This is a genomic window from Candidatus Rhabdochlamydia sp. T3358 (genome assembly GCF_901000775.1).
Taxonomy (GTDB): Bacteria; Chlamydiota; Chlamydiia; order Chlamydiales; family Rhabdochlamydiaceae; genus Rhabdochlamydia.
The window spans coordinates 84,008-99,856 of the sequence record NZ_CAAJGQ010000002.1; the positions used below are offsets into that span (position 1 = coordinate 84,008).

At 35.6% G+C, this 15,849-nt stretch carries 17 protein-coding genes and 3 tRNA genes; 12 read left to right on the plus strand and 8 right to left on the minus strand.

The annotated features are described in order from the left end of the window. The first annotated feature begins 48 nt into the window (after positions 1-48). Complete coding sequence (trmB, locus tag RHTP_RS00990; protein WP_138106184.1) at positions 49-729, plus strand: tRNA (guanine(46)-N(7))-methyltransferase TrmB; 681 nt, start codon at positions 49-51, stop codon at positions 727-729. 2 nt (positions 730-731) lie between these two features. Continuing rightward, positions 732-1,625 (plus strand): hypothetical protein, encoded by an 894-nt coding sequence (locus RHTP_RS00995; RefSeq protein WP_138106185.1) that lies wholly within the window; start codon positions 732-734, stop codon positions 1,623-1,625. On the opposite strand, the gene RHTP_RS01000 is transcribed toward RHTP_RS00995, so the two are convergent. Both RHTP_RS01000 and RHTP_RS01005 read right to left on the minus strand, forming a co-directional pair. Next, positions 1,611-2,057 carry a hypothetical protein gene (locus RHTP_RS01000; protein WP_138106186.1) on the minus strand — a complete coding sequence of 149 codons (447 nt, stop codon included), beginning with the start codon at positions 2,055-2,057 and terminating at the stop codon, positions 1,611-1,613. The genes RHTP_RS00995 and RHTP_RS01000 overlap by 15 nt on opposite strands. Before the next feature lie 57 nt (positions 2,058-2,114). Beyond that, a tRNA-Pro gene (locus RHTP_RS01005) sits at positions 2,115-2,189 on the minus strand. Positions 2,190-2,649: 460 nt separating this feature from the next. On the opposite strand from RHTP_RS01005, the gene RHTP_RS01010 reads away from it, so the two are divergent. From RHTP_RS01010 to RHTP_RS09035, 5 genes are all read left to right on the plus strand, one after another. Beyond that, the gene (locus RHTP_RS01010) at positions 2,650-4,245 is read left to right on the plus strand and encodes a glucose-6-phosphate isomerase (RefSeq protein ID WP_138106187.1); all 1,596 of its coding nucleotides are present in this window, start codon (positions 2,650-2,652) and stop codon (positions 4,243-4,245) included. A 64-nt stretch (positions 4,246-4,309) separates the two neighbouring features. Next, entirely contained in the window at positions 4,310-5,008 is a 699-nt protein-coding gene (locus tag RHTP_RS01015; RefSeq protein ID WP_138106188.1) for a hypothetical protein, read from the plus strand. Beyond that, positions 4,986-5,228 carry a hypothetical protein gene (locus RHTP_RS01020; RefSeq protein ID WP_138106189.1) on the plus strand — a complete coding sequence of 81 codons (243 nt, stop codon included), beginning with the start codon at positions 4,986-4,988 and terminating at the stop codon, positions 5,226-5,228. The genes RHTP_RS01015 and RHTP_RS01020 overlap by 23 nt, the downstream gene beginning before the upstream one ends. Further along, on the plus strand, positions 5,215-5,475 hold the full coding sequence (locus tag RHTP_RS01025) for a hypothetical protein (RefSeq protein WP_138106190.1): 261 nt from the start codon (positions 5,215-5,217) through the stop codon (positions 5,473-5,475). Before RHTP_RS01020 ends, RHTP_RS01025 begins: the two co-directional genes overlap by 14 nt. 136 nt (positions 5,476-5,611) lie before the next feature. Beyond that, complete coding sequence (locus RHTP_RS09035; RefSeq protein ID WP_256360122.1) at positions 5,612-5,737, plus strand: hypothetical protein; 126 nt, start codon at positions 5,612-5,614, stop codon at positions 5,735-5,737. Positions 5,738-5,739: 2 nt separating this feature from the next. On the opposite strand, the gene RHTP_RS01030 is transcribed toward RHTP_RS09035, so the two are convergent. The 6 genes from RHTP_RS01030 to RHTP_RS01050 all read right to left on the minus strand — a co-directional run bounded on the left by RHTP_RS01030 (position 5,740) and on the right by RHTP_RS01050 (position 10,445). Continuing rightward, entirely contained in the window at positions 5,740-6,084 is a 345-nt protein-coding gene (locus tag RHTP_RS01030; protein ID WP_171005687.1) for a transposase, read from the minus strand. Then, on the minus strand, positions 6,032-6,277 hold the full coding sequence (locus RHTP_RS08750; protein WP_171005688.1) for a hypothetical protein: 246 nt from the start codon (positions 6,275-6,277) through the stop codon (positions 6,032-6,034). The genes RHTP_RS01030 and RHTP_RS08750 overlap by 53 nt, the downstream gene beginning before the upstream one ends. 104 nt (positions 6,278-6,381) lie before the next feature. Next, entirely contained in the window at positions 6,382-7,443 is a 1,062-nt protein-coding gene (gene recF, locus RHTP_RS01035) for a DNA replication/repair protein RecF (protein ID WP_138106192.1), read from the minus strand. Beyond that, a complete protein-coding gene (gene dnaN, locus RHTP_RS01040) occupies positions 7,443-8,546 on the minus strand; it encodes a DNA polymerase III subunit beta (RefSeq protein WP_138106193.1) in 1,104 nt (367 codons plus the stop codon). Before dnaN ends, recF begins: the two co-directional genes overlap by 1 nt. A 49-nt stretch (positions 8,547-8,595) precedes the next feature. After that, on the minus strand, positions 8,596-9,063 hold the full coding sequence (gene smpB, locus RHTP_RS01045) for an SsrA-binding protein SmpB (protein ID WP_138106194.1): 468 nt from the start codon (positions 9,061-9,063) through the stop codon (positions 8,596-8,598). A gap of 5 nt (positions 9,064-9,068) precedes the next feature. Then, on the minus strand, positions 9,069-10,445 hold the full coding sequence (locus tag RHTP_RS01050) for a hypothetical protein (RefSeq protein WP_138106195.1): 1,377 nt from the start codon (positions 10,443-10,445) through the stop codon (positions 9,069-9,071). Positions 10,446-10,633: 188 nt separating this feature from the next. Between RHTP_RS01050 and leuS the strand changes: the two genes are divergently transcribed. The 5 genes from leuS (at position 10,634) to RHTP_RS01075 (ending at position 15,725) form a co-directional block, all read left to right on the plus strand. Next, complete coding sequence (gene leuS / locus RHTP_RS01055; protein WP_138106196.1) at positions 10,634-13,168, plus strand: leucine--tRNA ligase; 2,535 nt, start codon at positions 10,634-10,636, stop codon at positions 13,166-13,168. A gap of 43 nt (positions 13,169-13,211) precedes the next feature. Next, positions 13,212-14,420 (plus strand): 3-deoxy-D-manno-octulosonic acid transferase, encoded by a 1,209-nt coding sequence (locus RHTP_RS01060; protein ID WP_171005689.1) that lies wholly within the window; start codon positions 13,212-13,214, stop codon positions 14,418-14,420. A gap of 17 nt (positions 14,421-14,437) precedes the next feature. Continuing rightward, positions 14,438-14,510 (plus strand) — tRNA-Met (locus tag RHTP_RS01065). Positions 14,511-14,518: 8 nt separating this feature from the next. After that, positions 14,519-14,592 (plus strand) — tRNA-Met (locus tag RHTP_RS01070). A 518-nt stretch (positions 14,593-15,110) separates the two neighbouring features. After that, the gene (locus tag RHTP_RS01075) at positions 15,111-15,725 is read left to right on the plus strand and encodes a hypothetical protein (RefSeq protein ID WP_138106198.1); all 615 of its coding nucleotides are present in this window, start codon (positions 15,111-15,113) and stop codon (positions 15,723-15,725) included. The last annotated feature ends 124 nt before the right edge of the window (positions 15,726-15,849 follow it).

Sequence of the window (15,849 nt, forward strand, 5' to 3'; positions counted from 1 at the left end):
CAATTAGTTATCATGTCTTAGTTACACATACAAATTTTTGCTTAACCTATGAAACCAAAAGACTTAAAATTTCCTTTTTCTTGGGATGAAAGAAGACCTCTAATTTTTGAAAATATTTTATTTGTGCCTCAATATTACATGAACCACAAAGAGTGGGGCTTTGTAAACTGGTACAATCCTCAAGTTTTTAAAGATCAATTGCCTATTCATATTGAATACTGCAGTGGAAATGGTTCATGGTTGATTGAAAAAGCTAAAAACCACCCAGAAGTCAACTGGATTGCTGTGGAAAAAAAATTTGAAAGAGTGCGTAAAATCTGGTCTAAAATGCGAAATTTAAACCTCACTAATATATTGATTGTTTGTGGTGAGGCTCTTACCTTTACAAAAAATTATGTAGCAGACGCAAGCTTTCAGAGAGTCTATATCAATTTCCCTGATCCTTGGCCTAAAGAAAAACATGCAAGAAACCGCCTATTGCAGGAGCCTTTTCTTATAGAGCTAAGCAAGAAAGCCAAGCCACAAGCAGAAACTATTGTTGCTACCGATCATCTAGATTATGTAAAGCAGATCGTATCTGCTGTGAGTTCAAGTGAGAAATGGGATTTTTCTTTGGAAAACCCTTTTTATATTAATCACTGGGAAAACTACGGCTCTTCTTATTTTGAACAGTTATGGAAAGCAAAAGGCAAACAAGTCTATTATTTACCTTTTTTAAATAAGAGTTAAGAATGCCGTTTTCTAAGGCAAAACAAATTATTTTACCAGCTGGGTTATCTGCCGATTTGGATTGGAAAGCACAGGAACTTCTAGCTTTTCAAGAATCTTCTGTTCTTTGGCATCTTGATTTTTCTTTTTCCAGTATGCACTTTTCTCCTCAGGATTTCTTGAAAAACCAATCGTACTTGATTGCAATAGAGCATTTTGGCCGGACAATTTGGAATGATTTTAAGAAAAACACGACTGGGGTGGTCCTTTACCAAGGCGCAACAGATTTTTCTAGAATTTTTCCAAAAGAGCTTTGGCTAGAGTCTTTTGTTAAATGGCTGGATCTGTTTATACAAAATGCTGCAGATAGACATGAGTTAAAAGGGGCTTCGTCTAGTTTTCTAGACCACTATTATGAGTTATATGCTGCTAAATTATTTGCAGAAGTTATGCAAAGACTACTTGTCTTTTTACCAGAGGAGTGTGCTGCACTCTTACTGATTGAAGCTAAAGAGCCTCTAGCCTTTTTGGCTCAAAAATTTTCTTTAGAGTGTTTTGAATCGTTTGTTCTATTAGATCTAAAGAAAAATCAGCTGCCTTTTTTAAATCAGAAAGCGCGTTTAGGAATTTGTTTGCCTCCTGACTCTCACTGTGATCAAGAAATGTTAGCTCAGATTAATGCTGTTTTAAATCATTTAAAACAGCAGCAGATAGATTTTAGATGTATTCCTGAATCTAAATTAAGCTATTTCTGGAATGGACTGGATACCATCTTAGTTTTTTCTAGAACATTATCGAATCAAGGAAAAAGGCAATTGCTAGGATTCTGTGCAACAGGTGGTAGAGTGGTTGTAGAAGGCGAGGGTCTATGTTTGCCTCAAGAAGTATCTATGCTCAATTTTTTACAAATCTTTTAGAGCTTTTAGTTTTCGAAATAGAGTTTGCTCTGGTTGAATATTTTGTAGAAAATATTTAAGAAAGCGCTCTTTTAAAGAATGGTAAGTAGGCTCATTTAAGCACTTTTTTTCTCCTTCTGGCAAGGCTAGTATGCTAATTGCTTCTGAGAGGCGGATTGAGTGCAGTGTATTTAGTTCTTGATTTTCAAAGCAAAGAGTGGTGTTTTCTAAATGGGTTTTTAATTCTACCAAAGATAAATAACGCTCTTCTACTTGAACCTTTTTAGAGATTTGGTATAGATCATATAGTCTAGCTACAACATGAAGATAGTCGTTGCTTATATTCACATCTTTTTTATTGCTTATTTCAAAAACATGTTCAGCACATGCCTTAATCTCTTGGTGAAGCAAATTATAATAAAGAAGAGGATGATTACCTTTTGATAATGCCATATAAATTCGCCTTTTGAATTTAGTATAGCTATTATAAAATTTAGTAATAGAAAATAATCGGAGCAAAGGGATTTGAACCCCTGACCCCCTGCTCCCAAAGCAGGTGCGCTAGCCAAACTGCGCTATGCTCCGATGAAACATAAGATATCCTAAACCATTCATTTTTTTCTTACAAGCGTTTATCAAGAGATCATATAAATAGAAAAAATATTCGCGCTGAAGGCCATAGGGAGCTTTAAGTCTTAAGAAAAAAAATGTTGCAACGATATTCTGAGAAAGGGATAAGAAGTGAAAAGTGTCTTCAAAAAGGCCTTTTTAAACGCGTTAAACAATTAACATACCAGGATTAAGGAAAAAAATATGACATTTCGTAGCTTAAAAATTCTATCTTGTGAGTATGCACTCCCTTTTTTTAAACAAGTGTATAAAAAAAAATCGGCTTCTGAAAAAAAAAGCCGCTTTTCATTTAAAAAAATAGATAAAAAACTTTACTATACTGTTATTTCTACAAAAACGAAAAGTACATTTTACTAGATACTAGCATAGATTGTATAGTCGCTGATTTAATGAATATCATTTAAGAGAGTAGAATATGACTTTTTTTCATCATTTACCATCAGTTGTTCAATTACATGATCTTGCTCAAGATTCAGTTGATTTAACAAAAGAAGGGATCTTAACCGCTAAACGCGTCGATAGTATGATGATAGAGGCATTAGGGCTTAAATTGTTTTATGCAACAGAAAAAGTAAGTGAAAAGGACATTTCTGTTTTGTGCCAATTAGCTGAAGAGACACAGGCTGTTAAAAAAATGACAGATATGCAAAATGGACAGATTGTTAATTTTATTAAAGGATTTTCTAGTGAAAATAGGCCTGCAATGCATACTGCAGTACGAGATTTTTTTGAGCAGTGTAATACTTCTTCAGAAGCAAAACAGGCTACAGAGTTGGGGTATAAGGAATTAGAAAAACTCCGTTCTTTTTTAGATGAGATGGAAAAAAAATCTCAAATAACAACAGTTATTCAAATTGGGATTGGTGGCTCAGATCTAGGACCTGAAGCCATTTATTTAGCTTTAGAAGCTTTTCACAAGCTAGATCATAAAGTACATTTCTTATCTAATATTGATCCAGATGAAGGTGCTCGTATTTTTCAACAAGTTGATTTAGAAAAAACTCTTGTTGTCGTTGTTTCCAAATCAGGAACTACTTTAGAAACTATGACAAATGAACGATTTGCAAGAGAGAAGTTTAAGCAAGCAGGGCTCACTACAAAGCATCATTTTGTAGCTGTAACGGGTAAAGGGAGTCCAATGGATAACAAAGAACAGTATATGGACTGTTTTTATATCTGGGATTATATTGGTGGCCGTTATTCTGTTACTTCTATGGTAGGTGCTTTTGTTTTAGCATTCGCTCTAGGAATGGATCGTTTTTTAGACTTCTTAAAAGGAGCGAATGCTATGGATAAAGTAGCACTTCGTTCTGACCCTTATGCAAATTTGCCTCTAATGTCCGCCTTATTGGGAATATGGAACCGTAATTTCTTAAGATTTCCTACTGTTGCAGTAATTCCCTATTCACAAGCCTTATCACGTTTTCCAGCTCATCTGCAGCAGCTAGATATGGAATCCAATGGAAAAAGTATTGATAAAGAAGGGCATTTTATTGAACATGATACAGGCCCTATTATTTGGGGAGAACCTGGTACAAATAGCCAGCATTCTTTCTTCCAATCTATTCATCAAGGCACAACGATTGTTCCTATTGAATTTATTGGATTTAAAGAGAGCCAATATAAAGAAGATGTTTTCTATCAACAAACCACCTCTCAAGAAAAGCTATTAGCAAATTTATTTGCTCAATCAATAGCGCTTGCAGTTGGACAAAAAAGCGATAACCCCAACACCTTTTTTTCTGGAAATCGCCCTAATCGTATTTTATTAGCTGATAAATTAGACCCTTTTACCATGGGAGCTATTTTAGCTTTTTATGAACATAAGGTTGTTTTTCAGGGTTTCATTTGGAATATCAACTCTTTTGATCAAGAAGGTGTACAACTGGGCAAGAATCTAGCCTCAAAAATGCTCGAGCAATTTTCCCTTCAAAGACAGGGTAGATCTATGGATGCCAAAGGATTTCCTTTAGGAGTTGCTTATCTAGAGCATTTATCTTTTGGATCTTAAAACCTCTTGAGAATATGCTGGTTCGTAATTTTGCAAATAACCAGCTATCAAATTAGAGAATTTTGTGCACAAACTCAAAGCCTTTATCTACTCACTACTTCTTGTCATTACACCCTCTTTTCTTGTATATCCTCAAGATACTTCACTCATCCCACAGAAACTCAATTTGGAAGAGAAGCGCACAGAAAGCATTTTATCCTATGATGAAATCATGTATCTTCTTAATGAGATTGAATCAGGAGAGCTCGAAAAAAGATCTACTTCTGAAGATCTAGAGAAAATCAATCACTTCCTTGCTCTTTTAGCAAAAGAAGGCATTCTTCCTGATGAATCTGAAGAGGACTTATCCGATGACGTGGAAGAGCTTCTAAATGCAGACAATCCTTATAAATATGTTTTTTCTCTAGATGCTTCCTCATACATGGTTGTTTCTGATATTTTTATACCAGGTGCTTTAGCTAAGGCTGTTTCTAAGGGTGTAAAAGGAGCTCAGGAATTAGGTGCAATTTATAAGGGTTTGCAAGCTGCTGAAAAAACTCTTCTTTTGGAATCTGTTACTGGTTTGGAGAGCGCAAAAATTGCAGAGGTCATTCAAACTAAAACTGCTGCTATTGCTGAGAAATTAGGATTTAATGCTCGTGAAATTGCTCAGCTTGAGAATTTTGGAAAAATAGAAGGGAGCATTAATAATGTCATTAACACTACCCCACGTGCTGTTCAGGATATAAGCTTTTCCAAACATGCTCTACAGGAGATCTATTGAAAGAGGTGTTTCAAGAGAAGCTATTTTAGATGCCCTTGAAACACCTTTAAAAATCGAAGAGATTAGAATTGATCATTTGGAAAGATCTAGTCAACGATTTATAGGAAAAAAAGCGGAAGTTGTTATTAACCCAGACACACAGCAAATTATTTCTGTAAATCCAACTTCCACAAAGAAATTTGAAAAATTAAATAATGAGCTTCTTAATGTTGAAAATTGAATTGAATAAAAATGAGTATAATTATCTTTGTCAATCTTCTTTTCTAGCAAATAGATATCAAGAGGTACTATCTTCTAGTAAACAATATAACGGTAAATATTCATTGAAAGTTTCCGAAGATCAGGCAGATGAGATTCGGGATCTATGCGGAGAACAGTTGCAACTTGTTGGTTTCAATGAAAAATATGAATTGACCTCAGAAGGCAAAATCCTTGAACCTTTAATAGATAAATTTTTCATTGAGTAGAAAAATCCAAAACAAACTGAGTTAGAATCCATCCTCATAATTTAGATGAAATATTGTGAAAATTTTAGGATAGAAGCTCTCATATTCCTCTTTGAGTAGAAGGAGGAGGCATCCCTATACTTTTTTTGAAGAAACTATGCATCAAATATTTGATGATTATGAATTGGCTGAAATATTAAAAGATCCTAGATGGCATGTTATTCAGAAAATAGCAAAAGAAGTATTAAAAGCTTTTAACTTCCAAGAACCTATCTTGAATTAAATTTACTGTTTTAAAGATACTTGCCGACTTAAGAAATTCATCCAATAGCCAAGTAGTCCAAACATTAATAGACCATTCCAATATACTGCCTTTCTTTCCCAGCGCACTGTAAGGCGACGAAAGCCTGTCTTTAACCAAGAAATCGTTCTCTCAACGACCCAACGTTGCTTTTCAAGGTAGCAAATACCTTTTATCTTATATCCCTTGGTGTTTCTTTTCCGTGCTATCAGAGGAAAAACCTTATAGGAAAGGACATCGATCCGTGTTTGCTCTGAGTCATAACCTTTATCTGCTTCAAGTATTGGGTGCTTTTCCCTGATTCCATACTTTTTTAATGAAGGGAACAACTTTACTAAGCAGAGGAATCGCTTGTTCTTTCTCATCTCTGGATTTTGTACCCATAATCAACAAGCTCTCCTCCTCCGCGTCCTCTGGAAAAAAACCATCTACTGAGAGTCTCTGGGCATCAATACATCCTAGCTGTTCTGCAATCTTAAGAAGCTCTTCTAAAAATCCAGCGGATTGCATCCTTCCAAGCACTGTTCTTCATTTAATCCTTGCTTGCTCATGTCATCTGTCTTTGGTTAAAAATAAAAAGATCATGCAGCATAGCGAAAATTAATATTCAATTCAAGATAGGTTCTTTATAAAATAGCCCCTTGTTCTATCCAAAAAGAGCGGGTTGTATCTGCAAATTTGTCTTTAATCACATTTGCAGAGCAGATAAATACCTGTTTAAATCGACTAAAACAGGTTACTAGATTCTCTTGCCTCTCGGGGTCTAGTTGCATTCCAAAGTCATCAATACAGAGGAGGGGAGAGTAGCCTATTTTCTGCTGCATCCAATTCCATTGAGCAAGTTTCAAAGCATAGATTAAAGAGCGCTTCTGTCCTTCGCTGGAAAAATTCTTGGCTTGTTTACCGGATAGTAAAAAAAGAAGATCATCTCGGTGAGGTCCTAGAGAGGTTGCTTTTAAAAGCATGTCTTTATGTCGATTTTTTTCCCATTTAAGTAAAAGAGAAGGATCTTTCTTTGTAAGAGAAGATTGATAATAAATATCTAAAAGGTCTTTTTTATTAGAGAGTAAAGATAACCATTTTGTAGCGGGGTCTAATAAATAAGAACTCAGCTCTATTCTTTTATCTATAAGATATAGGGCTGAAGGGAACATAATTTGCTCCCATGCTGATAGAGTTTGTATCTCTTGTGCACGCAAGGCGTGGTTTCGTTGTTTCATGGCCTTGTAATATCTGCTCAAGTGATGTAGATATAAAGGATCTGCTTGTGAGAGATAAATATCTAAAAAGCGTCTTCTTTCATGGGGTGTTCCTATGATTAAAGCAAGATCGTTGGGGTGAGATAAAACAGAAGGAAGGATCCCTATAATATTTGTCAGTGTTGGATAGTTTGTGTGATTGAATTGGATGCGTTTAGTAGTTTGATCGTAATAGACCTGTAATTTTTGTGGAAGTTCATCTTTGACAAAATGAGCTTCGAGATAAAAGTACTGCTGGCCTTCTCTGATAAGATCGCTTAAATTATGGGTTCTAAAAGAACGACCGGTGCTTAAAAAGTAAATGGCTTCTAAAACACTTGTTTTTCCCTGGCCATTGTTTCCATAAATGAGATTAACTAAAGCAGAAAAATGAAAATCTGTTTCCTTATGATTACGAAAATTACGTAGAATAAGGTGTTTAAGGTACATTACACTTCTAAGCGCATAGGCATAATAACAAACTGAGCAGAGGTGGAGTCAGTAATTAGTCCTGGGTTATAGGGATCGCTAATGCTAAAATGCACAGATTCATCTTTACTATGTCGTAGCATATCTAGAAAATAGTTAGGATTAAAAGCTACTTCTAGTTTCTCTCCTCCATAGTTGACGGGCATATGCACTTTGCCTTCACCAATAGAGCCGCTCATAGCAGACAGATGCAATTCTCCCGTTGTAAAAGTAAAACGCACGGAATTGCTATTTTCTGAAGTAAATAAAGAAACCTGCCTTAGTAAAGAAATCAATTCATCGCGATTTAAAGCAATGGGGGTTGCTATTTGTTCAGGAATAACGCGACTAACGTCTGGATATTGACCTGAGAGTAATTTACTAATAAGAGTCGTCGATTTAAACTCAACAGCGATCTTATCAGGCATAAGAGTTAATATAACAGGATCATCCTCTTTACTATCAAGCAGGCGAATCATTTCTTCAATAGCTTTTAAAGGAATAATATAAGAGCTTGAATCAGAAGAGATTTTATCGATTTTTACCTTGTTTTTTGCTAAACGTTTTCCATCTGTTCCAATAAAAACAATAGTATTTTCTACGTTTTGTAAAAGAATTCCATTAAGGGCGTGTTTGCTATCATCGCGAGCTGCTGCAAAAGAAGTACGTGACAACAGGTGACTGAGTTGAGCAGAAGGTAGGGTTAGTTGTATTCCTTCTGATAGATTGGGAAATTTAGGAAATTCATCTTTATGCATTCCCTGGATTCTGAAGTGAGAGCTCCCGGCATTTAACAAAGCTACTTCTGAAGAAAGAGCGTGGATTTCTACTTGCACAGCGGTTAGCTCTCGAATTAATTGAAAAAACCTCTTAGCAGGAAGTGTAATAGCTCCTTCTTCCAAAACTTTTGCTTCTACATAAGCTCGTACACTTACAGTAAGATCTGTTACGCTTAAGATGAGCTGATCATCGATAGCTTCTATCAAAATATTAGATAAAATAGAAATGGTTGGTTTTACGGGGACTATGCTTTGAATCTTACCAACTAGATTGACAAGCTCTATTCGGGTAATGACGACTTTCATGATATACTTCTCCTTAACTTAAGATATAAGCATAATCAAAAAGGGAAAATCAGTCTATGCGATTGCGCATTGCTTGTTGAATTGTTTTCGTGTGTTCTTTTTCTTTTAGCGCTTGTCTCTTATCATAATTTTTTTTACCTCTTGCGCAGGCAACTTTAACTTTAACAAATCCATTTTTCAGATACATGGAAAGAGGGATTAAAGTAAAACCTTTTTCTTGAGATAGGTTTTTTAATCTTATGATTTCTCTTTTATGTAAAAGCAAAAATCGATCTCGTTTATCTTCATGGTTGAAGATATTTCCAAAGCGATAAGGAGCAATAGAAGCATTTTTTAAAAGAACTTTTCCTTGTTGAGATACTAAGATGTAAGCTTCTTGAAGGCTACCACCATGATTGCGCAAAGATTTTACTTCTGTGCCTGATAAAACAATACCAGCTTCAAATGTTTCTATGATTTCATAATCGTAGAAGGCGCGTCTATTAGAAACAAGTTCTGATTCTTTATGTTTTGACATGTTTTTTATCCAAGGAAAGCTTTTCCATATTCTGTTACACGAAAACAACGATGATTTTGATAGCTCCCTAATTCTATAATCCCTAATTCAGATAACCATTCTAAAATAATTGCTTCAATCAAAATAAGTTCTTTAGAATTATAAAAAGGAAGTGTATATTTCCAGTTTCTGCCTTGTTTTTTTAAGATAACACTAGATTCTTCGCTTAAAGTAGTAGTCATGCCTTTAAGAAAATCTTCAAATAAAACCCATTCGGAATAAGCCACTTTTAAAACACTTTTTTCTATATCTCTTAAGACTCTTTCGTTAAAAGAGCCGATCATTTCTGGTGCATAAGAATGACGATACAACAATAGGGATTTTTGAGGGTTGGTTAAGGTAAACCATTCATGAGCTTTATCTAATAAAGAAAGGCTTTTATCCGCAGTAGAAGCTAAATTCAATAACTCTATTTTTTCTAGTAAACGTTTAATATACTTTATATGATTTTTGTTTGTTGTACTTAAGTGTAAACAATTTGCTAACTCAAGTGTATCTTTATAGAAAAAAGGTTGTTTTTTTGCTAAAGATATAAGAAAAGTAATATCTTCAAGAAAAGAGAAATCCCGCGAGCTTTCTCTTTCAACAGAATTTGCACAAAGTGTGGGAGGCTGCGTTTTACGTAAAAAGAGTAAATAGTCCTTCCATTCTTGAAAAAATGTAATTACTTCCACCCATTTACAATCTATTTTTTTATAGGTTAAACAACATACGAGATGAAATTCTAGCAATAGTGCAGTTGTTTGAAATTGTTCCTGAGAAAGGGAATATTTATCCATTAGACTGCTTGCATAAAGCATGTATTCAGGGGCTTCTAAAAGATCTTTTATTATTTCTTCCATAATAGGATCTGGAAGCTGTAGAGCTGATAAATACCGTTGAAATGTCTGGGGGGTTAATAAACATTTTTCTACAATGGAATCAAATATGCGGTCAGAAGTTCGGGAGATGTTATACCAAACAGGAAGAATGTGAATAGGAACTTTTTTCAATAACCCTTGTAGGAATTCCATACCAGGTTTAAAATCGGAGTCAAATGCTATTATTCTAGCTGCAAAATACTTGCGCTTTTCCTTATCAACGGTAATTGCAGAGCCATTTAAAGAGAGCAGTCCGCTTTCAATAAACTTTTTTACACTAGGAATTAATTCTTTTTCTTCACAGCTCAAAGCTTCGCTTAAATCCTGAAAAGCTATTTTTAAAGGACTATATAGAATTTCCTGTAAAAGTTCTAGATCACGGGCAGATAATTGAGAGATCAACAGCCTGTTTTCAATGTCTTGCTTGTAGTTGTAATCCTCCAAGCAAATTTTGTTTTTTTTAATCAAACTAATTTCTAACATGCTTTTAGAACCTATTGTATAAGTCTTGAAAAGACAACAAAGATAGTACTAGATTGTTTGATTTGTAGCAAGGAAGGATATTAATATTTAATAAACTTAAAATAAACAACTTATGTATAAAAGCCCAAAGACTGGACAAAAGATAAGGGTTCGCGTTAAGCTTGCATGTTAAATTATTGGGCAGGACTATGACAAAAAAAAACTATAACCATGAAGCAATTGAAGAAAAATGGCAAAAAATTTGGGAAGAAAAGCAGTTATTTCAGGTCGAAATAGATACTAGCAAGCCAAAGTATTATATCTTAGATATGTTTCCCTATCCTTCTGGTTCAGGGCTACATGTAGGTCACGTGACAGGATACACAGCAACAGATACCATTGCGCGCTATAAAAGACAAAAAGGGTTTAATGTGCTACATCCTATGGGTTGGGATAGCTTTGGTCTTCCAGCAGAGCAATATGCCATTCGTACAGGAACCCATCCAGCAAGCACTACCCAAAATAACATTAATACCTATAGACGGCAGCTTAAAAAACTAGGATTTAGCTACGATTGGAATAGAGAAATTACAACAAGCGATCCTAAATACTATAAATGGACGCAATGGCTTTTTATTCAACTATACAATAAAGGGTTAGCTTATGAAGCAGAGGTTCTAGTCAATTTCTGCCCCTCTTTAGGAACTGTTTTAGCTAATGAAGAAGTGGAAAATGGTAAAGCCAAAGAAGGGGGGTATCCGATTGAGAGACGTCCTTTGCGCCAATGGATGCTCAAGATTACCTCTTATGCGGATCGTTTACTTAAAGATTTAGAATTAGTAGATTGGCCAGATCATTTAAAAAAATTACAAATTAATTGGATCGGGCGTAGCGAAGGCGCAAAAATTCACTTTGAAGAAACACAAACAAAGCAAACAATCACTGTATTTACTACTCGTCCTGATACGCTATTTGGTGTTACTTACTTAGTGCTATCTCCCGAGCATCCTCTTGTTTCCTTAATTACAACAGAACTCTACCGTGAACAAGTTCAAAAATATTGCAAAGATATTGCTGGAAAAAGCGATTTGGAAAGGACAGAGCTTAACAAAGAAAAAACAGGTGTGTGGACAGGTGCATATGCTAGACATCCTATTACAGATCAAAATATTCCCATTTGGATCTCAGATTATGTGTTAATGGGATATGGAACAGGAGCTGTTATGGCAGTTCCTGCTCATGATGAAAGAGATTTTGCTTTTGCTAAAATCTTTCATTTACCCATTACTGCTGTTATCACACCTAATGAAACCGATCAAGATGTGCAATCTGGCAAGCTTTGTTGGACAGAAGAAGGGACATACATTAATAGTTCTTCAGGTTCTTTAAATTTACATGGCTTAGATTTAAAAGCAGCAAAGCAAGCAGTCATTCATTGGTTAGAAAACCAAGGAAAAGGAGAAAAAACCGTTAATTACAAATTGCGCGATTGGCTATTTTCTCGCCAGCGTTATTGGGGTGAGCCTTTTCCCCTTCTTCACTTCCCCGATGGTACTAGGCGAGTTCTAGATTTAGATGAGCTGCCTTTGTGTCCTCCTGAGTTAAAAGATTTTAAGCCTGCCTCTACCGGAGAGAGTCCTCTTTCTAAAGTTAAAGAGTGGGTACATATTACAGACTCTAAAACACATCAAAAAGCTCAAAGAGAAACCAATACTATGCCGCAGTGGGCAGGATCTTGTTGGTACTATTTACGCTTTTGCGATCCTCATAATCCAGATAAACCATGGAGTGAAGAAGCAGAAAAATATTGGATGCCAGTAGATTTGTATGTTGGGGGAATAGAGCATGCAGTGCTTCATCTTTTGTATGCGCGTTTTTGGCATAAAGTATTTTATGACTGCGGCCTTGTCAGCACGCTTGAGCCTTTTCAAACTTTGCGCAATCAAGGTCTTGTTTCAGCTAGATCTTATCAGTTAAACCAAGGTGGTTATGTAGCACCAGACGATGTCTCTGAAGAAAATGGTAGCTTTTTTAAACTAGATACCAAAGAACCTCTGCATTCTCAAATAGAAAAGATGTCCAAATCAAAACTTAATGGGGTAACACCAGACCATATCATTTGTGAATATGGAGCTGACTCCCTTCGGCTCTATGAGATGTTTATGGGCCCATTTGATAAAGAAAAACTCTGGAATAGCGATGCTGTAAACGGATGTTACCGTTTTTTAAATCGCTTTTACGATTTGGTTACTTCAGATAAAGTTTGTGAAGAAGATACAGCGGAAGGATTGAAGTTATCCCATCGATTGGTCTATCAGGTTGAAAAAGAGATAGAAGCCATGCAGTTCAATACGGCTATTGCTAAAATGATGGAATTTATCAATGCTTTTTCACCACTTGCTTCTTATCCTAAACAAGCGTTAAAAATGGCTGTTCAAGTATTGTATCCATTTGCTCCTCACATTGCAGAGGAGCTATGGGAATATTTAGGTGAAACAAAAAGCTTAACCTATCAGCCATTTCCTATTTTTGATCCAAACTACCTAATAGAAGAAACAGTCTTATATGTAGTACAAATAAATGGTAAGGTAAGAGGAAAATGGTCTTTGCCTAAAGAACAAACTAAAGAGGAACTGCTGTCTTTTTTACAAAAACAACCGCAGATCATAAAATATTTACATAAACCGATTACTAAAGTAGTCTTTGTTCCTAATAAACTGATTAACCTTGTGTGCGATGTTTAGCTTTTTTTACAATACCTGTCTTATATTACTAGGACTATTTGCAATGCCTAAGTTCCTTCTCTCTTGGGGTAAATATAAGGGAACGATTTTATACAGGTTAGGGCTAAAATTTCCCCATCTACAACTCTCCTCTGCACCTGTGATTTGGATTCACGCTGTATCAGCAGGGGAGACAAAAGCTGCTGTCCCTTTAGTAACTCAGCTGCAACAAGCCTTTCCTGGTGCGCAAATTGTGGTTTCCAATACCACTTGCACAGGGCACATGGAAGCTAAAAAAAGCTTACCTCAAGCAAAAGCTCACTTTTTTCTTCCCTTGGATTTTTCATGGGTTATGAGTCGCTTAGTAAAGCAAATATCTCCCAGTACTCTCTTTTTAGTAGAAAGTGATTTTTGGTTTCACCTAATTTACCATGTAAAAAAAATAGGCGGAAAAGTTGTACTAGTGAATGGAAAAATATCAGAACGCTCTTATAAAAGGTTTCAGTTTTTTTCCTATTTTACACAGAAGCTGTTTTCTTTATTTGATCTTTTTTTAGTGCAAAACGATACCTATTTTAAGAGATTTTCTCATCTTGCTGATGCCCATAAAATTCACATAACAGGTAATCTCAAATGGGATGTTCAGCCAGACCTTTTGTCTCTTTCTCAAAAAAACGACTTAAAAGCCCAGCTAAAGTTAGCTAATAAGACAATCATCCTAGCTTCAACACATGATCCAGAAGAGAAATGGTTACTTGAAAAACTAGATATACTCTGGCAGCTATTTCCCACTTTAAAAGTGCTGATAGCCCCTCGGCATCCTGAGCGCTTTCAAAACGTAGGTTCTCTGTTACAAAAAAAGAACTACTCTTACGCTCTTTCATCTAATCCTTCCCAAATCACAGGAGAGGAGCAGGTAATTTTAATTGATCAAATGGGGCAGCTTACCAAGTTATATCAAATAGTTGATCTTGCCATTGTAGGAGGAAGCTTTGTTTCTCATATTGGAGGACATAATATTTTTGAACCCGTATCGGTTGGAACACCTGTGCTTTTTGGGCCACACATGCATACTCAAAAGGATTTACAACAACAAATCCTTCAATCCCAATCAGGTCTGGAGATTACCTTAGATAGCCTAGTTGAAACAATCTCCAAACTACTGTCTTTTCCTTTATCTATTTCTCAAAACAGCTCTCCTATGCAAGGAGCGGCTAAAAAAACTATCGATCTTTTGCAAAATGTTGTTGAGCTAAAAGCACAAGCGCGTTAAACTCATACTTTCTTTATCGCGGGGTGGAGCAGTGGTTAGCTCGTTGGGCTCATAACCCAAAGGCCGGAGGTTCGAATCCTTCCCCCGCTATTTTTCTCGGCGGCATAGCTCAGCTGGTTAGAGCGGCGGAATCATAATCCGTAGGTCGTTGGTTCGAGCCCGACTGCCGCTATTCTGCTTATTCTATTCCACAAATATCTCTTAACTTTGTCTAACTCTATTTCTTTTGATTTGCTCTTTATCTCTTTATTTTTGCTTTTAACTTTTTTATAGCGATAGCTGGACCTTGACACATGTATAAGCTCACAAGCTCTCCGCTCACTCATTTTATGCTGTGAGTATACGTAGTTGTTTTAATTTCAGGTAATTCTAATCCAGAGTATTTTAAACGCCATGCATAATACGTTCCTATGGATCCTTCTTCCTACTTCTTTAAGTATCTGAATGATTTGTTCCTCAGTAAATCAGCTGTTTTTCATTGGTTTCTTGCTCTTTATTTAAAGGAGTCTATTTTAGCATGGATCAGCTTTTGGGGAGCAGGTCATTGCAATATCACAATAAAAAAAAACTTTGCTGACTTAATCTTTATTTAACAATTAATATACTTACTCTTTAACTAGGAAACTTGTAAGACAAGGCTTAAAAGAGAATCTAAAAGTCCCGTTAAATTAAATTTTTTAAAGAGATAAAATGACGATTTCTAGAGCTTCAAGCAGCAATAATTTATACATACCACAAACACAAGCGGTATCGCCGCAGAAAGAAAACATAGTCCATACTTGGGATTTAGCAGAAGGAGATAAGGCTTATCTTATTTACGATAATGATAAGCTTGAATGCATTTTTGTAAGGGGCGAAAATAGCATTAAAGCTCAAATTCCTATTGCTGATTTTTTTACAGAAGAAGAGATTGTAAATCGTTTATTGGAATGGTATCCCATTCTTACTGATGACAACTCTATTAAATACGTGAAATATAAAGAAGAAGAACGTCTTGCTCATTCTATCAATGAAGTGTTCTTACTTCAAAATACTATTTTATGTAGGGAAGAGGCGTTTTATAACGACCCCAATTATTTTTCAACAACCAAACAAGAGTTCTCTTTAAGCGAATGCTTGCCTGTTATCTATACATGGAACACAGAAATACGGAATACCGAGCATAAAATTATTAGAATTGCTAAAAAAATTCTACCAACCATAATTCTCTTCACAGGGATCCATATACTCTCTCGTCTTTTAGGAAAAGCTTCTTTAAAACGATCTATAAACTCAACAGCATTAGAAAAAAGACATTACAGATAATCAATTCATTGAAATTTTCTCATATCTTCTGCTAAGATCCCTGCTCATATGCAACCTACATCAAGCTTTTTAACACAAAATGCAAAAGACATCCTAAAGGCTCGTCATCGTCAGGAACGAGATA

Excerpts from the sequence above, each read along its gene's own strand:
- trmB (WP_138106184.1), top strand. The coding sequence starts at position 49 with ATGAAACCAAAAGACTTAAAATTTCCTTTTTCTTGGGATGAAAGAAGA.
- RHTP_RS00995 (WP_138106185.1), top strand. The coding sequence starts at position 732 with ATGCCGTTTTCTAAGGCAAAACAAATTATTTTACCAGCTGGGTTATCT.
- RHTP_RS01000 (WP_138106186.1), bottom strand. The coding sequence starts at position 2,057 with ATGGCATTATCAAAAGGTAATCATCCTCTTCTTTATTATAATTTGCTT.
- RHTP_RS01010 (WP_138106187.1), top strand. The coding sequence starts at position 2,650 with ATGACTTTTTTTCATCATTTACCATCAGTTGTTCAATTACATGATCTT.
- RHTP_RS01020 (WP_138106189.1), top strand. The coding sequence starts at position 4,986 with ATGCTCTACAGGAGATCTATTGAAAGAGGTGTTTCAAGAGAAGCTATT.
- RHTP_RS01025 (WP_138106190.1), top strand. The coding sequence starts at position 5,215 with ATGTTGAAAATTGAATTGAATAAAAATGAGTATAATTATCTTTGTCAA.
- RHTP_RS09035 (WP_256360122.1), top strand. The coding sequence starts at position 5,612 with ATGCATCAAATATTTGATGATTATGAATTGGCTGAAATATTAAAAGAT.
- recF (WP_138106192.1), bottom strand. The coding sequence starts at position 7,443 with ATGTACCTTAAACACCTTATTCTACGTAATTTTCGTAATCATAAGGAA.
- dnaN (WP_138106193.1), bottom strand. The coding sequence starts at position 8,546 with ATGAAAGTCGTCATTACCCGAATAGAGCTTGTCAATCTAGTTGGTAAG.
- smpB (WP_138106194.1), bottom strand. The coding sequence starts at position 9,063 with ATGTCAAAACATAAAGAATCAGAACTTGTTTCTAATAGACGCGCCTTC.
- RHTP_RS01050 (WP_138106195.1), bottom strand. The coding sequence starts at position 10,445 with ATGTTAGAAATTAGTTTGATTAAAAAAAACAAAATTTGCTTGGAGGAT.
- leuS (WP_138106196.1), top strand. The coding sequence starts at position 10,634 with ATGACAAAAAAAAACTATAACCATGAAGCAATTGAAGAAAAATGGCAA.
- RHTP_RS01060 (WP_171005689.1), top strand. The coding sequence starts at position 13,212 with ATGCCTAAGTTCCTTCTCTCTTGGGGTAAATATAAGGGAACGATTTTA.
- RHTP_RS01075 (WP_138106198.1), top strand. The coding sequence starts at position 15,111 with ATGACGATTTCTAGAGCTTCAAGCAGCAATAATTTATACATACCACAA.